Source organism: Lysinibacillus sp. FSL K6-0057, assembly GCF_038630885.1.
In the GTDB taxonomy this organism is placed as follows: Bacteria; Bacillota; Bacilli; order Bacillales_A; family Planococcaceae; genus Lysinibacillus; species Lysinibacillus fusiformis_F.
On the sequence record NZ_CP152047.1, the window covers coordinates 1,408,212 to 1,426,015 of the forward strand.

Here is a 17,804-nt window from a genome sequence, read left to right on the forward strand (position 1 = left end):
TTAGAAAGGGTTTCCAATTAACCTGTAGAAAAAAGAAGGGAAGTGGGAGAGACTTCCCTTCTTTTTTTGTTTCATTTATGAAAAATCGGGTTCGTTGTAACGAGCAGTTACTACTTTTTTACGCGTATAGAAATCTACTCCGTCTTTTCCGTTTGCATGTAAAGTTCCGTAGAATGAAGACTTCCAACCGGAGAACGGGAAAAATGCCATTGGCGCTGGTACGCCTAGGTTGATACCCAACATACCTGCATCAATATTTTCACGGAAGTAACGAACAGATAATGCACTTGTCGTAAATAGACATGCTCCGTTAGCGAATTCTGATTGGTTAGCATATTCAACGGCTTCTTTTAAGTTTTTCACACGTACGATTGATAGCACTGGTGCGAAAATTTCCTCTTTCCAAATCGTCATATCTTGTGTCACATTTTCGAATATTGTAGGACCTAAGAAGTAGCCGTCTTCATTTTGTTCACCACGTCCATCACGTAGAAGCTTTGCTCCTTCAGCAATACCTTTTTCAATGTAATTTAATGTACGCTGCTTCGCTTCTTCTCGGATAACAGGACCTAGGAAGATACCATCATCTAAACCATTACCCATTGTAATTTCATCAGCTGCTTTTTTTAGTCTAGCTATTAGCTCGTCAGCGACTGATTCTTCTACAGTAACAACTGCACAAGCCATACAACGTTCACCAGCAGAACCGAATGCAGCACTAATAATTTCTTTTGTAGTTAAATCTAAATCTGCGTCAGCTAGTACAGTTGTATGGTTTTTTGCACCTGTTAAAGCTTGTACACGCTTTAAGTTTTGGCTTGCACGTTTATAAACATATTCACCAACTGGCTTAGAACCAACAAATGATACAGCTTTCACAACTGGATGATCTAAAATACCATTTACAACATCATGAGCACCATGAACAATGCTAAATACACCTTTTGGTAAACCAGCCTCATCTAATAGTTGTGCTAATCTTTCAGCAAGTAATGGCGTTTTTTCAGATGGTTTTAAAATAAATGCATTACCAAGTGCGATTGCCATTGGGAACATCCAACATGGAACCATCATTGGGAAGTTAAATGGTGCAATACCGCCAACTACACCGATAGGGTAACGATAATTTGTTGCCTCGATATCAGAAGCGATTGTTGCAAGAGAATCACCCATCATTAAAGTAGGAGCACCTGCTGCAAATTCTACATTTTCAATACCACGACCAACTTCACCAAGCGCTTCTGTATAACTTTTACCATTTTCTTTTGTGATTAAAGTAGCAAGTTCTTCTTGATGTTCTTGTAATAAGTTATGGTATTTGAACAAAATACGCGCACGACGTACAACAGGTGTTTTCCCCCAATTTTTTTGTGCTTCTTGTGCTTTTTGAACAGCTTCTTCAAAATCTTCTGAAGTGGAAAGTGGTACTTGTGCTAATACTTCTTTCGTTGCTGGATTGTATACATTTTCATATTTATCTGTTCTACTTTCTATCCATTCACCATTAATAAAGTTTTTCAGTTTTCTTGACATGATAAGGACCTCCTCTTATTCAAAAAAATTAGTATTTTTTATATAGAATGTTTTAAAATATTTCAATCATCGTACATCATTTAAAAACAGCACTTTTTCAAAATCGATGTGCCATTTACCTGCACCAATAGTAACAAAAGTTATCATTACATTTTTGAGTAAATGACACTATTAACCTTGAGTGCTGATGTTAATAAATAATAGATGGAATTCTCTCCCATCTTATGTGTACGATGATGGTAAAGATAACGACTTTATCATTTCGTTTAATTCAAGTCCATATCGTCAATAACCATTTTAGTAGGATCGTGTTGTGTAACAATTTGATATTGGATGTTCTATGATCTTGAAATGCTTTTAAACTAACGTGATTGTTACATCTCAAAGTTGTCTTAACGCTACTTAAGTTCGCTTTTTGTTTTAACTAAAGGTATTTCCCCACTCCCTTACTACATTCTAAGAGGCAAACAATAATCATTGCATCTAGCGAATCAAGATAAAACAGAATATTTATTATTGACTTTAAATTCAGTTTTCTTGTTTCTTGAGACGAGTATAGCATATAAAATTCAAAAAGTTAACAATAAAATGATTACTTAATGATATATTTTGGGTTAAATTTGATTATATTGTGGTAAACTTTAATAATTAATAGAGGATTAGAGATTTTTAAAGGGGAGGTAATTGAACGATTTGGATATGTTTTGGATATATTTGATAGCAGTGAGTTGTAAAAAATTTAATAGATACAGAAAGTGCATCTAGAACATAACTGCATAATAATAGGCTATTTGGAGAAAAGAAATAAAAATATAGATGATTGTCAATTTTATTCTATGATATAGTATGTAAAATAATAAAAGCTACTAAAGGTATTAGAAATTGGTAAACAAATGAGTGCATTTTGGTAGTAAATAATATATAAAAGAGGAGAATGCCCTATGATGAAGTCACAAAGGATAAAGGCGATTTTAGACTATGTTAGGCAACAAGAATCTGCATCAATCGATGAGCTAGTGGAAGTATTTAATGTTTCCAAAAACACCATTCGACGCGATATTCAAGAGTTAGCTGCAACTGAAAAAATTACCAAAATACATGGAGGTGTATCGATTTCTAATTCTCAAACGGTGCCTTATCAAGATCGTAAGGTGAAAAAACTTCATGAAAAGAAACAATTAGCGCAGCTGGCAGCACAATTTGTGGAGGATAACGATATTATTTTTATTGATTCTGGTACAACAACACTGGAAATGCTTGAGTTTATTAAAGATAAAAGAATTACCATTATCACAAATAATCTTGACTTTACGTTGGATGCAACATACTATCCGAATTTAAGTATTTATTCAATGGGTGGAATGTTTGAACGTTCTACTCGATCTTATGTAGGTACAGAGGGGGTAGAAAACCTTTGTAAATATAATTTTAATAAAGCTTTTATGGCATCGACAGGTATTTCATTGCCAAAGGGAATTACAAATTCCGCTCCATTAGAAACACCTATCAAAGCGAAAGTCATTGAGAGAAGTGAACAAGTTTTTGTGCTAGTGGATCATAGTAAATTTGGGAAATATTCATTAACTACTTATTGTGATTTTAATCAAATTGATTACTTAGTGACTGACCGAAAACCAGACAACATATATTTGCATCATAGTAAAGAATATAATTACAAAATTTTATATCCTGAAAAATAATCATTTATTTATAATGAATGATTAAAAGTATACGGAGTGATAAGGTGAAGAGATGGGATCAATTGCTATTTTTAGTTATTGCATTTATCTTTTGGTTTGCTCATTTTTTATATATTCCGATGTTATCTCCGTACATTGAGCATCTGGGAGGAACATTTACCTTTACTGGTATTGTGTTAGCTAGTTATGGCTTGATGCAATTTTTATTTCGTGTGCCGACGGGTATTAGCTCGGATTTATTAAATAATCGAAAACTATTTGTTGTGCTAGGAATGGCTATTAGTACAGCAAGTTGTTTAGCCTTTGCTTTAACAGAAAGCTTAGAATGGGTATTAATTTCCCGTGCACTAGCTGGAATTGCTGCAGCAACATGGGTTGCTTTTACGATTTTATTTTCTAATTATGCTGCAGATGACAAGCTACATAGCGCAATGGGAAATCTATCATTTGCACTTGTGTTTGCACAATTGCTAGGAATGGCGCTTAGTGCTTGGCTTGTTGAGGAGTTAGGATGGGATGCGCCATATTGGATTGGTACAATATTAGGGGGTATTGGGCTATTGCTTTCTTTCTTTATCTCAGAAGAGAATAAAAGACCAGTAAATAAGCCTATTAAGTTGCGTGAATTGGGCACGGTTGTAAGAGAACCGATGTTATTGAAAGTTTCTCTACTTTCTATATTTGCTCATAGTATTATTTTTACAACAATGTTCGGATTTACTACAGCATATGCATTATCTAAAGGATTACGACCAGCTGAAATCAGTCTTGTTGTATTTGCCTTTATGATTCCCCATGCCATCGCTACATTAATGAGTGGGAAACCATTTATCTTGAAAATTGGTAAGTGGCGTATATTGCAGCTAGCCTTTTTAACAACAGCTATATTTACGATGCTGATGGCTCTTATCGAAACGAAAATACTATTCTTATTTTTACAAATGATGAATGGCTTTGCCTTAGGTTTGCTATTCCCATTATTTTTAGGAATGGCGGTAGAGAAAATACCGCATGCCAAGCGAGCAACAGCGATGGGGGCTTATCAAGCTATTTATGCAATAGGAATGTTTGTAGGGCCGTTTGTAGCAGGATTGCTCAATACTTCATTTGGCTTAGAAGCAAGCTTTTATTTTTCAGGCTGTATCAGCATATTAGGATTTATATGTAGCCTTATATGGTCTAGAGAGATAAAACCAATTACGATGGAATAAGGAGTGTTAACTATGGTAAAAAAAGTACAACTTGGTCGAACAGAGCTTTATGTGAATCCAATTGGTTTTGGGGCGAATGCAGTAGGAGGGCATAATTTATATCCAAATTTAGATGAGGCAGAGGGACGTGAATTGGTACATACAGTGCTTCAACAAGGGGTCAATTTTATTGATACTGCCTTTATCTATGGTCCAAAGCGTTCCGAGGAGCTAATTGGTGAAGTAGTAAAGGAGCAGGGGAATCGAGCAGAAACGATTATTGCGACAAAAGCTGCCCATAGATTAAATCATGAAGGGGAACAATTTAATAATCATCCTACCTTTTTAAAAACGGCTGTGGATGAGGCTCTTGGACGACTTCAAACTGATTATATCGATCTGTTTTATATACATTTTCCGGATAAGGATACACCAAAAGATGAAGCGGTTGGTGCACTAAAAGAGTTAAAGGATGCTGGGAAAATTCGTGCAATTGGTGTATCAAATTTTTCATTACAGCAATTGCAAGAGGCAAATAAAGATGGCTATGTAGATGTTGTACAAGGTGAATATAATTTACTGTCGCGTGACGCGGAACATGAGCTATTCCCATATTTAAAAGAACAGCAAATTTCATTTGTGCCATATTTCCCTCTAGCATCAGGCTTGCTAACAGGTAAATTTAATGAACAGGCAACATTTGATGATTTACGCAGGGGGCTACCATACTTTCAAAATAATGTATTTTCTTCAAACTTAGCAAAGATAGAGCAGCTCCGTCCAATGGCAGCCGAAAAAAATATTGAAATTGCTCATCTTGTACTAGCATGGTATTTAACACGTGAAGTCATCGATGTCATTATTCCAGGTGCAAAGCGAGCAGAGCAACTTTTAATGAATTTGGAAACTTTGAATGTACCATTAACAGATAAAGAAATTCAAGTTATAGATACGATTTTTAACAAGTAAATAATCAGCTATGTTAAGAGAGATGTATATAACCCGAAAAAATAGTTAATATATCATATGTTGATTATTTAATCTGTGGAAAATATAGGAGAAATGCTCTGAGAATTGCAACTAATTGACGTTGAATAAATATCGATATCAAATGGTTGCATTGTCCTTTTTTATAATTTTTTACTTGATAACTGTAATGCGTGTAGATCCTATCGAGTTTATTTATTTGCACCATGAGTGTGTTCTATATTTGCATGTTTAAAGCTAAAGCTGTGATTTATCTGTTCGTGGAAAAATGAATGCTGAAAATTGGTCTTTGCAAAAGTAGTAATAGAGGATATTACGTGTGAGCCAGAAAAAGTGTCTTCGATTTGGAGCATTTGTTTAGGTGTTAAAAGACATAGATTATAACGATTGGGCGGTTGTGGAGCAGGATATAAATTCTGCTCCTTTTGATAAATCATTCCCTATTGTCAAAAGAATATATGATCATATTAGTCGTTTAATAGAAGGATAAGAAAGAATGATCGTTAGTGGGATGCTTGCAGATAAAGATATATATTTTTTCTGCACGTGAATTCAATAATTTACATAAGAGTGTTGATAAATAATTTGTTAAAAAATGATTATCTTATTGTGAAATTGAATGAATAATAGTTATTTTTTTGGAGATATCGATTGCAATTATGGTTAATTTATATCCGATTACGGTTAATTTGTTAGTATAAATTGATAAAGTTATGGTTTTTTTAAAAAAGTTTAATGAGAATTAAATTTTATTAGTGTAATAATTATAGTAGTCTGGTTATTTCTTAGGAATACGACCTTGTATTGAAAATACTAGGTATTTAGAAAGTTTATAGTAGTTACCACTAATTATTTTTACTATTTCGGTAAAGTTAAAAATGGTTTAACAGAGAAAATTGTGCTATTTACGAGAAAATTATATATTGATTTATTTTTCGCAATTTTGTAATATTCAATTTAAGTAAGCGCTTAACTAGATTTATTTTCCTATTATTATAAAGAGGTGATAAACATGAATTGGGGAATTATTAGTGCTGCTAATATTGCATTTGATGAGGTTGTTCCAGCAATTCGCCGCTCGGCTAATTCTAAACCATATGCACTTGCTACCAAAACAAAAGAAAAAGCACAACGTTTTCAAATTGATAATGTCTATGCCACATACGGAGACCTATTAGCTGATGAACATGTAACATCCGTATATATCCCCCTACCAAATGCATTACATCATGATATGGTAATCAAATCATTAAAATCTTATAAGAATGTGTTAGTGGAAAAGCCAGCTACGATTTCATTAGAAGAAATGAAACAAATTGCAGCAACTGTACAAGAAACAGGTCATTATTTTTTAGAAGGTTTTATGTACCAATATCATAAGCAGCATAAAAAGATGCGTGAATTATTGCCTCTAATTGGAGATATTGTACATATTAAATCCCATTTTTCATGGTTATTAGAAAATGAGCAGGATATTCGATTAAATTCAGCATTAGGAGGAGGAGCGATGTATGATGTTGGCTGCTATTGTATGCATGCAATTACACAGTTAATTGGCTTTAAGCCCGCAGTCATTAGCATGGTAAGCAATACTCTTTCTGAAACAGATGTTGATCGTACTAGTGTTTGTACAATGTTTGATAAACATGGGAAAATGGCAACCTTTACTTGTTCGATGGAAATGCCATTTCTTGATTACTATGAAATTATTGGAGAACAAGGCTTGTTAAAAGTTTCACATAGTTTCCGTCCTGATGTTTCGAAAAGTGGCGTCGGAATTGTAGAACGCTACAATAATGCAGGAGATTTGTTAGAACAGCACAAAATTCAGGATGATCAATATTTGAGACAAATTGAACACTTTGAACAGCAAGTGGATAGTAAAGTGTCCTCTGAAAAAAATTTGCAGCAATCACTTGAAATGTCGCATTATTTAGAGCAAGCCTATAAATCAGCTTATAAAAATGGAAAATTTATCAGAGTGGAGGATATTTATTATGCTTAATGTAGCTGTTATTGGATTAGGAAGATTAGGTCGTTGGCACGTGATGAATTTACAGAAAATTAAGTATATTAATATAATTTCAGTTTGTGATTATTCTTTAGAAGTTGCACAAGCTGTTGCAACAGAATCTGGCATTCCACTTTTTACGAACAATGTAGACGAAATTATGAACAATGAGCAAGTTCAAGCGGTAGTAATTGTTACTCCTACAAGTACACACTATGAAATAATCTTAAAAGCGATTGCAGCTAAAAAAGCTATTTTTGTAGAGAAACCATTAACAATTGACATGGAAGAATCTTTGTTAATTCAACAGGAGATCGACAAGAGTGGCGTATTTTGTCAAGTAGGCTTTATGAGACGCTTTGATCAGGATTATGTTGAAGCCAAGAGAATGATTGAGGAAGGAGCAATTGGCAAGCCACTTTATTTTAAAGGGATTAGTCGAGATCCAGTTGCACCAGATTTAAGCTTTATTCCAGGTAGTGGCGGATTATATATCGATTTATGTATTCATGACTATGATTTAGCACGCTTTTTAATGGGAGCAGAAGTGCAAGCCGTTTCTGCCTTTGGTTGTAATATCAAATATCCTGAGTTTGCACAATATGATGATGTAGACCAAGGCTTTACACATCTACAATTTGCAAATGGTGCTGCGGGCGATATAGAAGGAAGCCGTTGTGCGTATTATGGCTATGATATTCGAACTGAAATTATTGGTTCAGAAGGTACACTTCTTATCGGAAGTACAAAAAAATCAAATGTCAATATTTTAACACCTAAAGGAAATCTGCATGAAATTATTCCTGCATTCCCACAGCGTTTCGAGTCTGCTTATGTCAATGAGTTAAGCGCTTTCGCTGAGGCGGTTATGAATGGGGCATTGTCACCTGTAACTGTTGAAGATAGTATTAAGGCCCTACAGATTGCTTACACAGCAACGGCTTCATTTAAAGACCAAGGAAAAATAATAACAATCGAGCACTAGAAGGGGAGAGTGTTGACGATGCCTGAAGAAATACTTGTAATGAAAGATGTTTATAAAAGCTTTCAAAGTAACCATGTATTAAAAGGGGTGAACTTAGGTGTTCGACGCGGAGAAGTACATGTGTTATTAGGTGAAAACGGTGCTGGAAAGTCTACACTGATAAAAATTATTACAGGTGCCTATGCAATGGATAAAGGTGAAATGATTTGGGAGGGGAAGCCTGTTCGTGTTACTGGACCAATAGCATCCATGGAGCTTGGTATTGCAACCATTTATCAAGAGCTAAACGTTATTCCAGAGTTAGCAGTATACGAAAATATCTTTTTAGGGCGAGAGCTAAAAAAAGGTGGTAAGTTCGGAATGCTTGATCGATCGACAATGATTAAGCAAGCAGAGGAGTTATTAGTACGTTTAGGACAAGATCCAAAATTGGCGACAGTTCAGCTAAATAAATTAGGTATTGGTCAGCAACAGCTTGTTGAAATTGCAAAAGCACTTATTTTAGACGCTAAAGTGTTAATTATGGATGAGCCGACATCGAGTTTAAGTGGTGTAGAGGTAGAACAGCTCTATAAAATTGTTGAACAGCTAAGAGCAGAGGGAATGGCCATTGTTTTCATTTCACATCGCTTTGAAGAAATTCAACGTTTAGGAAATCGTATTACTATTTTACGTGATGGACAAGGTGTGGAAACTGTAGAAGTAGCTACAACTCATCAAGATTATTGGATTGAGTTAATGGTTGGCCGTTCTCTTGATGAGAAATTCCCGAAAAAAGAATTTGTGCGAGGCGAAATAGGTTTTAAAATTGAGAATTTTAAAGTGACTGCCAATTCACCTGCTTTAAACATGGAAGTTCATTATGGAGAAATTTTGGGCGTTTCTGGTTTAGTAGGAGCGGGCCGAACAGAATTAGCGAGAGCAATTTTTGCTGCTGATAAACGACATTCGGGAGAAATCTACATTGATGGTGTGAAGCAAAAAATTACTAACCCTCGCCAAGCAATTGAAGCAGGCATTGCGTTTATTACCGAGGATAGAAAATCAGAGGGGCTATTGTTAGATTTACCACTTGACTTTAATGTCTGCTTAGCCAATATGAAGGCATTTAAAGGATCTAGAAAGCTATTAAACCCAGCTAAAATGCGCAAAGAGGCAGCAAAATATGTGAAGGAATTGCAAATTCGGCCTGGCAGCATTGAGTTAAATGCACGCAACTTTAGTGGCGGAAATCAGCAAAAAGTAGTCATTGCTAAATGGCTTTGTACGAAAGCTAAAATTTTCATCTTTGATGAGCCAACAAGAGGAATCGATATTGGGGCAAAAGTTGAAGTATATCGCTTAATGAATCATTTAGTGGATGAAGGTGCGCTTGTACTAATGATTTCATCAGATCTTCCAGAAATTTTAGGAATGTGTGATCGAGTTTTAGTAATGAATCAAGGGGATATTACAGCGAATTTACCAATTGCTGAAGCAACACAAGAAACCATCATGAAAGCAGCAACAATAGGGGCATAGCGTTTAAAGGAGGAATAAGATGAGTGAATTAATTGAAACTTTGAAAGTAGAAAAAAAAGAACAAGGCTGGAAGAAGCTATTAAGTAAATTTGGTTCGCTTTTAGCATTAATTATTTTAATGGCTGTTTTGACAATGACGACTGATAAATTCCTTACGGTCAGCAACCTCATGAATATTGCTAGACAATCATCTATAAATGCTCTACTAGCAATTGGGATGTTACTACCAATTTTAACAGCTGGTATTGACTTATCTGTAGGTTCGATTTTAGCGGTTTCGATTATGGTTATGGGGATTGTTTCAGTTAACATGCAAATGGGTGCAGTCGCTGGTATTGCCGTTTGTTTATTGATTGGCGCAGGATTTGGTTTATTAAATGGTTTACTATTAACAAAACTACGCTTACCGCATCCATTTATTTCAACATTAGGAACGATGAATATTGCGCGAGGTATCGCATTAATTATTACGGCAGCTGCACCAATTGCGGGCTTCCCGTACTTAGTTCAATTTTTAGGTAGTGAATTTGTAGGGCCTATTCCAGTAAGCTTCTTATTAGTTATTGCTGTGTATATTATCTTCCATATTTTTCTGACACGTACTCAAACAGGACGTTATATTTATGCGATTGGCGGCAATAAAGAAGCAGCGCGCTTATCAGGGATTAATGTAGATCGTGTTTTAATTATTGTTTATACAATTAGTGGTTTTATGGCAGCTTTAGCGGGTTTAGTAATGGTAGGACGTGTAAACTCCGCTTTCCCATTAGCAGGACTTTCTTATGAATTAGATGCAATTGCCGCTGTTATTATTGGTGGTGCTAGTTTCTTCGGTGGAGTAGGAACTGTATGGGGGACGTTAATCGGAGCATTGATTATAGCGGTCCTTCGTAATGGGCTGAATTTACTGAATGTTTCGGCAGATTTCCAAATGACCGTAATTGGTGTAGTAATTATTGCCGCAGTTTTCGTAGATGTTTTACGTCAGCGTAAATCTAAAGCTAATTAATGTGTGTATGAAAAAATAAATAGAAAAGAATATGGAGGCTATTAACTATGAAGAAAGTTTTAACGCCATTTCTATCTTTTGCTTTAGTGAGTTCGTTATTTTTAGCAGCATGTAATGATGATCAATCATCATCTTCAGGCTCAAATTCGGATGCTGATAAAAATGTTTCAGTTGTATTAAAAACGACATCGAGTCCCTATTGGAAATATGTAGAGGCGGGTGCTAAAAAAGCAGGTGAGGATCTAGGTATCAATGTGACAATTGTTGGGCCTTCAGCTGAGTCTGAGGTTATTCAGCAAGTAAATATGCTAGAAGATCAAATTAGTCAATCGCCTGATGCGATTTTAATTTCCCCAACGCAGCCAGATACAGTAATTCCTGCATTGGAAAGAGCAGCAAAAGATATTCCAGTGGTATTAATTGATTCAGATGCAACATTTAACGGTAAAACTACATTTATCGGAACAGAGAACTTTAGTGCAGGACAAGAAGGCGGCAAACAATTAGCAAACATGCTTCAAAAAGGTGATAAGGTAGTTCTTATTTCAGGCGCGCTAGGGAATCCAGCAACAGATGAGCGAATTAAAGGTGCTAAAGCAGCGTTAGAGGAAGCTGGAATGGTTATTGTATCGGAGCAACCTGCAGATAGTGATAAAACAAAAGCGATGTCTGTTATGGAAAATATCTTAGAAAAAGACCAAGATATTAAAGGTGTATTTTCAGCAAATGATGATATGGCACTGGGCGTATTACGTGCTGTACAAGCAAAAAATTTAGATATTAAAATATTTGGTACAGATGGTACAGAAGAAGCTGTAAAATCAATTCTTGATAATGGTTTAACAGGAACAGTTGCACAAAATCCTTACAATATGGGTTATCAAGGTGTAGAAACAGCTGTCAAAGCAATATCCGGCGAATCTATCGATAGCCGTATAGATAGTGGCATTACTATTATTACAAAAGAAAATGCACAAGAGCATTTAGATTTCTTAAAATCTATTAGTAAATAAATAGATATTATAATATGATTGCGATTATAGGTTATAAGGGCATCATTAAATAAAAGGAGTATTCAATGAAAAAATCAACTATTTATGATGTGGCAAAAAAAGCGAATGTATCGATTGCTACTGTTTCAAAGGTAGTAAACAACAAAGGTCAAATCAGCGAAAAAACCCGTAATCATATTAAGGAAGTAATGGAAGAAATGGATTATGAGCCGAGCATTATTGCTAAAGCATTGTCAGGAAAAAAAACGAAAACGCTTGGTGTAATAGTACCGAATATAGCAAATCCCTTTTTTGGAGAAATTACGCGCGCTTTAGAAAATAAAGCGCGTGAAATTGAATATGCCATTATTATTTGTAGTACGTATAATCAGTCAGAAAGAGAAGAGGAATATATTAATTTACTGTTAAAGAAACAGGTAGACGGTATTATTATTGCAACAGAGCAGCTTGATAGTGATGTATTAAAAAAAATTAATAAGCGTAATACACCAGTGTTAAAGTTCTCTGTATATGCAGATCCGAATGAAACTGCCAGTGTGACAACTAATAATTACGAAGGTGGGTATATTGCAGCTCGTTATTTATTAGAAAAGGGACATCATCATGTGGGAATCATAGGTGATTTATCAAGGGATAGTGAACAAAAGCGTATTCAAGGCTTTTGTAACTATTTTGAGGTACATCAATCTGCTGTTCAACAGTCCAAGATTATTTCATGTAATTCTGAGTTAGCTGAAGCAAAGATGGCAGCTGAGCAATTGTTGGTTTTCGAGCCGCATCCAACCGCGTTGTTTGCGACAACGGACTTCTTCGCTATCGTTGCAATTAATGCAGCGTTAGAGAAAGGTCTAAAAGTGCCAGAGGATTTATCGGTTATTGGCTTTGATAATACCATTTATGCGCAGCTATGTCAGCCACAGCTTACAACCATTGAGCAGCCTGTCGAAGAAATGGCGCAGCTTGCGATCTATCAATTATTAAAAATTATTGAAGAAGAGAAATGTGCACCGTTTGAACAAATCGTTTTAGCGCCGAAATTAATTGAAAGACAAAGTGTAAAATCATATAACCAAGATTGAAGGATTTATATTGAGGTGCAATATTTCATATAAGTCCTTTAAAAAGTTGTTTGAGTTAAGCGGTTACCTAAAAAGGAGAGAAAAAATGATGATTAATATTGGAGTTATTGGAGCTGGCCGTATTGGACAACTCCATATTGATAATTTAGTTACAATGCCAACGATTAGGGTAAAGGCAGTTGCAGACGTATATATTGATAATGTTCGCGAATGGGCAGAGCAAAGAAATATTGAATATATTACAAATGAACCAATGGATATTATTCAAAATCCAGAAATTGATGCCGTATTTATTTGTAGCCCAACGACTACACATAGTGAGTTAATTAAAGCTGCTGCACGTGCTAAAAAGCATATTTTCTGTGAAAAGCCTATTAGCTTTTCAACTGAAACAACGCGAGAAGCATTAGAGGTTGTTAAAGAAGAAGGCGTTAAGCTACAAGTAGGATTTAATCGTCGCTTTGACACCAACTTCCGTACAATTCAAAATCAAGTTGCAAACGGGGCGATTGGTTCTACGCATACGTTACGCATTACGTCACGTGACCCTCAGCCACCACCAATTGATTATATTAAAACTTCTGGCGGCCTATTTATCGATATGATGATCCATGATTTTGATATGGCTCGTTATATCATGCAGTCAAATGTTGTGGAAGTACATGCTAAGGGTGCTGTACTAATCGATGAAAAGATTGGTGAAGCTGGCGATATTGATACAGCAATTGTGTTATTAACATTTGCCAATGGAAGCATCGGAACAATTGAAAATAGTCGTAAAGCCATTTATGGGTATGATCAAAGATTAGAAGTATTTGGCGATAAAGGTGCGCTAGTTACTGAAAATAACCGCCCATCAAATGTTACCTATTTCAGTGAAGACGGTATCATGACAGACAAACCATATCACTTTTTCTTAGAACGTTATACACAAGCTTATATTTCTGAAATAGAGCAATTTGTAGCGGCCATTGTCAATGATACAGAAGTAGTCTGCTCAGGAAATGATGGATTACAAGCAGAACTGATTGCTGAAGCTGCAAAAAAATCAATGGAAACAGGTCAGTCAGTAAAAATTGCTTCTTTATTAGAAGTGTAAAATAGGTTCAGATATGTTGATTGTCCATTTTTATTAACAATATTAGAAATGGGTTCTTCTTATTTCACAAGTAAGTCATATATTTGCTGGAAATAAAGGGCCTCTAAAAGTTATTTAGGAGAGGTCTTTCAAGTGAATTGAAAGGCTACTCCTATTTTTTCTAGTAATAAAGAGATACATATAAATTTTCAAATCGCTTATATACATGGAGGAGGTTCATTTTATGTTAAGTAAAGAAAATATTAAATTAGGTATCGCTCCAATTGGCTGGACTAATGATGATTTACCAGAGTTAGGGAAAGAAGTGACATTTGAACAATGTATTAGTGAAATGGCTTTAGCGGGATATACCGGCTGTGAAATAGGTAATAAATTTCCGAAAAATCCAGAAATTTTACATTCATATTTAGATATACGTGGTTTACAAGTAGCATCTGCTTGGTTTAGTGCATATTTAACGACTGCACCATATGAGGAAACAGAGCAGGCATTTTTAAAGCATTGTGATTTTCTACATGCTATGGACGCAAAGGTTATCGTTGTATCTGAGCAAGGTAAGAGCATTCAAGGCAAGCTGGATGTAGGTGTTATTCGTAATAAGCCTGTATTTAATGAAGAGGAATGGGGATTGCTTACTAAAGGGTTAGAGCAACTTGGTAAAATTGCCAAGAAAAAAGGCATGCGAATTGTTTATCACCATCATATGGGGACAGGTATTCAAAATGTATCAGAAATTGATCGCTTAATGGCAGAGACAGATCCAGACCTGGTATCACTATTATTTGACTGCGGTCATTTATATTTTGCAGAACAGAATTATTTAGAAGTATTACAAAAGCATGGAGAACGTATTCATCATGTGCATTTAAAGGATGTACGAGCTGAAGTTCTTCAGACGGTAAAAGAGAATGACTTAAGCTTTTTAGAGGCAGTAAAGGCAGGGGTGTATACTGTACCTGGCGATGGGAATATTGATTTTGAGCCAATTTTTCAAGTGTTAAAGGAGATTGATTATAAAGGCTGGTTTGTTGTAGAGGCTGAACAAGACCCTGCAAAGGCAAACCCATTCCAATATGCAAAAATGGCTCGCATCTATATTGGGGAATTAACAGGGTTATAAGAATAGTTCTATGATATTTGTTGAAGTGTAGCAAAATCTAGTAAAAAGGTCTACAGGCAAGAAAGTTTAGTAGAGGGGAGAAAGAAATGAGCAGAGATTATGGTTTATGTTTATGGTCATTTGGAGATATTTCGCTTGAGGAAAAATGTAAATTAGCAAAGGAAATTGGTGTAAGTGGCGTAGAAGTTCAAGGAGATTTAACACAAAACCCGGGAGAATTGGCGACTATTTTAGCTAAATATGACTTGAAAGTAGTGTCAGTTACACCTGATAATGTAGATATTTCTAGTGAAAATGAAGAGATACGTTTAAAGGCAGTGCAATACTTTTTAGATTTATTAAGCTGGGCAAAAGAGTTAGGAGCAAGCCGTATTTGTTTGCATGGTGATGTAGGAAAAATAGCGGGATGTGGAGAGGTAGAGAAAGATTGGCAGCTCCTTATTGATAGCTCCAAAAAAGTGATGGAGAAGGCAGACACTTTAAATATTGACGTTGTATTTGAAGTGCTAAATCGTTATGAAAACCACCAAATTGTAACAGGACAAGAAGCTTTAGCATTAATTGATGCAGTAAATAGTCCTCATTTATATGTTTTATTAGATGCATACCATATGAATATTGAAGAAGCTAATCCTATCGAGGTCTTAAAAAAAGTAGGAAGCAAGTTAGGTATGTATCATATAGCAGATTCTAATCGTCAAGCAATTGGAAATGGTCATGCTGATCTAAAGGGACAAATCAAAGCTTTACATGAAATCAACTATACAGGGCCGATTATTATGGAGATGATGGCAGAGGGACCAAATCCTTTTACAGCCGTTAAAGGAGAAGACTATCTTCAAGTGCTGGCCGGTTATTATAAAACCTCATTAGCAAAGCTCAAAGAGTGGGATAATTAGAAGTAACAAAGTTTTTAATAACATAAGACACATCAACTGATATAGAAGATATATTGGAATCAGCTTCCACGCTTAGGAAATTAACAGAGCTAAAAACAGCTTCCTGTATAGGTACCACACCCCAAAAAGTTAGAGTTAAAATCTAACTTTTGGGGTGTTTTTATGTGGAAATAGAGAAATGAAACATTGTGAAAGAATATTTAGAAGCTACTTTAGGCTATCCATTATTACCTATAAAAACTACATAGAGATCGGACAAAGCGAGTTTATACAATTCAAGTTAGCTGTATTAAACAACCTATATATGGCGATTGATTTTAACATGAATAATCGCATTCGAATATGCCTCTTAGCTAAATTCATATTTTAGTGAAGAACCTTTCTTTTTATTGTGTTAAAGATGTAATATGTATATATGTTTAAAATAAACGATGTAACAGTAGCATTTATTTAATCGTTACATATTTTCATGAGGGGGTTAAGGAATGATGAGAGGTACGATTCAAAACAAGCGTGTAGAAATTTCACAAGAGGAAGCACAACAATACTTGAAATTAGGAAAAGTGGCACATGTTGCAACTGTTGATGGGGAAGGTTTTCCTTATGTTATTCCGTTTGTCTATGTGTATGAGGGGGAGGACAAACTTTATTTGCATATTGGTAATATTCGAGAGAGTCATTTTTGGTCAAATATCAAACAAAATTCTAAAGTTTGTATAGAAGTGAGCGATATGGGCGATTTACATCCAGGCAAAAAATATGCTTGTCAATCAGCACTTGTTTATCAAAGTGTGGTGCTGTTTGGGCAGATCGTAAGAATTGAAGAGGAGTCAAAGAAAGAATGGTTCTTTGATGCGCTTCTAGAGAAATATGGCAATGCTGAATGGACATTTGAAAGAGAAGGCTATCCGATTATGCCTAAAATTGAGCTATTTGAAGTACAAATAGAAAGGCTGACAGGGAAAATTAATCACGGTATGTATCACTAATTAAAAAGGCTAAGTATTGGTTAAATTTTACCATTCTTAGCCTTGTCATTTTACGACTTTGTTAAAGTGTAAAGTTGTAGAGCATCTTCAATATTGTCATAGCCTTGGCAAATAAAGTTCAATTTCTTTAAGACCTTGATTGAATTGATATTTGCAGCATCAACTTTTGCCACAATTGTTTCCATTGTTAATTGCGTAAAAGCATAATCAATTAAAGCAGTTATGGCTTCTGTTGCATAGCCTTTTCCCCAATGAACCTTGCCCAAATCATAGCCAATCTCTGTTAAAGCCTTGTCATAATCCACCATATTAAAGCCACATGAGCCAATGATATGATTGGATGCCTTTTCAAAAATAGAGAAGCGGATCGCCTTGTGTTGCCTAGCTAATTGCTCCAGTAGTTCAATCATTTCTAAGGCTTGCTCTTCATGTGTAAAATGAGTAATATTCATGTATTTGGTTACCTCAGGATCAGACCAAATGGCCAATAAACTTTTAGCATCAGCTTTCACCATTTTTCGTAATCGTAATCTTTCCGTGTTGATATCTTCAATCAATACTTTTACCTCCAAAATTATGATGAGTTGGATGAAAAATATTGCTATCTGCGCATAATTCAGTCCCTTCAATTGGATATAGGTTTATTATAATAGGAAGGATACATACTGC

Annotated in this window: 15 protein-coding genes; 13 read left to right on the plus strand and 2 right to left on the minus strand. The window is 35.3% G+C overall.

From position 1 onward, the window contains the following. Positions 1-75: 75 nt before the first annotated feature. Complete coding sequence (locus MHB40_RS06610; RefSeq protein ID WP_205442153.1) at positions 76-1,533, minus strand: CoA-acylating methylmalonate-semialdehyde dehydrogenase; 1,458 nt, start codon at positions 1,531-1,533, stop codon at positions 76-78. 941 nt (positions 1,534-2,474) lie between these two features. On the opposite strand from MHB40_RS06610, the gene MHB40_RS06615 reads away from it, so the two are divergent. The 13 genes from MHB40_RS06615 to MHB40_RS06675 all read left to right on the plus strand — a co-directional run bounded on the left by MHB40_RS06615 (position 2,475) and on the right by MHB40_RS06675 (position 17,135). Continuing rightward, the gene (locus MHB40_RS06615; protein WP_009370726.1) at positions 2,475-3,233 is read left to right on the plus strand and encodes a DeoR/GlpR family DNA-binding transcription regulator; all 759 of its coding nucleotides are present in this window, start codon (positions 2,475-2,477) and stop codon (positions 3,231-3,233) included. 44 nt (positions 3,234-3,277) lie between these two features. Then, a complete protein-coding gene (locus MHB40_RS06620) occupies positions 3,278-4,444 on the plus strand; it encodes an MFS transporter (RefSeq protein ID WP_243456068.1) in 1,167 nt (388 codons plus the stop codon). Between the two features lie 12 nt (positions 4,445-4,456). Further along, positions 4,457-5,392, plus strand: a complete 936-nt coding sequence (locus MHB40_RS06625) for an aldo/keto reductase (RefSeq protein WP_342442815.1) — start codon at positions 4,457-4,459, stop codon at positions 5,390-5,392. A gap of 1,030 nt (positions 5,393-6,422) precedes the next feature. Beyond that, a complete protein-coding gene (locus MHB40_RS06630) occupies positions 6,423-7,415 on the plus strand; it encodes a Gfo/Idh/MocA family oxidoreductase (protein ID WP_205442157.1) in 993 nt (330 codons plus the stop codon). Next, positions 7,408-8,406 carry a Gfo/Idh/MocA family oxidoreductase gene (locus MHB40_RS06635; RefSeq protein WP_342442816.1) on the plus strand — a complete coding sequence of 333 codons (999 nt, stop codon included), beginning with the start codon at positions 7,408-7,410 and terminating at the stop codon, positions 8,404-8,406. Before MHB40_RS06630 ends, MHB40_RS06635 begins: the two co-directional genes overlap by 8 nt. 18 nt (positions 8,407-8,424) lie before the next feature. Further along, positions 8,425-9,927 (plus strand): sugar ABC transporter ATP-binding protein, encoded by a 1,503-nt coding sequence (locus MHB40_RS06640; protein WP_205442160.1) that lies wholly within the window; start codon positions 8,425-8,427, stop codon positions 9,925-9,927. A 19-nt stretch (positions 9,928-9,946) separates the two neighbouring features. After that, on the plus strand, positions 9,947-10,936 hold the full coding sequence (locus MHB40_RS06645) for an ABC transporter permease (RefSeq protein WP_205442161.1): 990 nt from the start codon (positions 9,947-9,949) through the stop codon (positions 10,934-10,936). A gap of 47 nt (positions 10,937-10,983) precedes the next feature. After that, a complete protein-coding gene (locus MHB40_RS06650) occupies positions 10,984-11,949 on the plus strand; it encodes a sugar ABC transporter substrate-binding protein (RefSeq protein ID WP_205442162.1) in 966 nt (321 codons plus the stop codon). A 65-nt stretch (positions 11,950-12,014) separates the two neighbouring features. Beyond that, a complete protein-coding gene (locus MHB40_RS06655; RefSeq protein ID WP_205442164.1) occupies positions 12,015-13,028 on the plus strand; it encodes a substrate-binding domain-containing protein in 1,014 nt (337 codons plus the stop codon). Between the two features lie 88 nt (positions 13,029-13,116). Then, a complete protein-coding gene (gene iolG / locus MHB40_RS06660) occupies positions 13,117-14,127 on the plus strand; it encodes an inositol 2-dehydrogenase (protein ID WP_004232267.1) in 1,011 nt (336 codons plus the stop codon). A gap of 223 nt (positions 14,128-14,350) precedes the next feature. Then, on the plus strand, positions 14,351-15,247 hold the full coding sequence (gene iolE / locus MHB40_RS06665) for a myo-inosose-2 dehydratase (RefSeq protein ID WP_205442166.1): 897 nt from the start codon (positions 14,351-14,353) through the stop codon (positions 15,245-15,247). A gap of 86 nt (positions 15,248-15,333) precedes the next feature. Continuing rightward, a complete protein-coding gene (locus tag MHB40_RS06670) occupies positions 15,334-16,146 on the plus strand; it encodes a sugar phosphate isomerase/epimerase family protein (protein ID WP_205442167.1) in 813 nt (270 codons plus the stop codon). A gap of 485 nt (positions 16,147-16,631) precedes the next feature. Then, positions 16,632-17,135, plus strand: a complete 504-nt coding sequence (locus tag MHB40_RS06675; protein WP_342534145.1) for a pyridoxamine 5'-phosphate oxidase family protein — start codon at positions 16,632-16,634, stop codon at positions 17,133-17,135. Between the two features lie 50 nt (positions 17,136-17,185). On the opposite strand, the gene MHB40_RS06680 is transcribed toward MHB40_RS06675, so the two are convergent. Beyond that, the gene (locus tag MHB40_RS06680) at positions 17,186-17,692 is read right to left on the minus strand and encodes a GNAT family N-acetyltransferase (RefSeq protein ID WP_342534146.1); all 507 of its coding nucleotides are present in this window, start codon (positions 17,690-17,692) and stop codon (positions 17,186-17,188) included. Positions 17,693-17,804 lie beyond the last annotated feature (112 nt).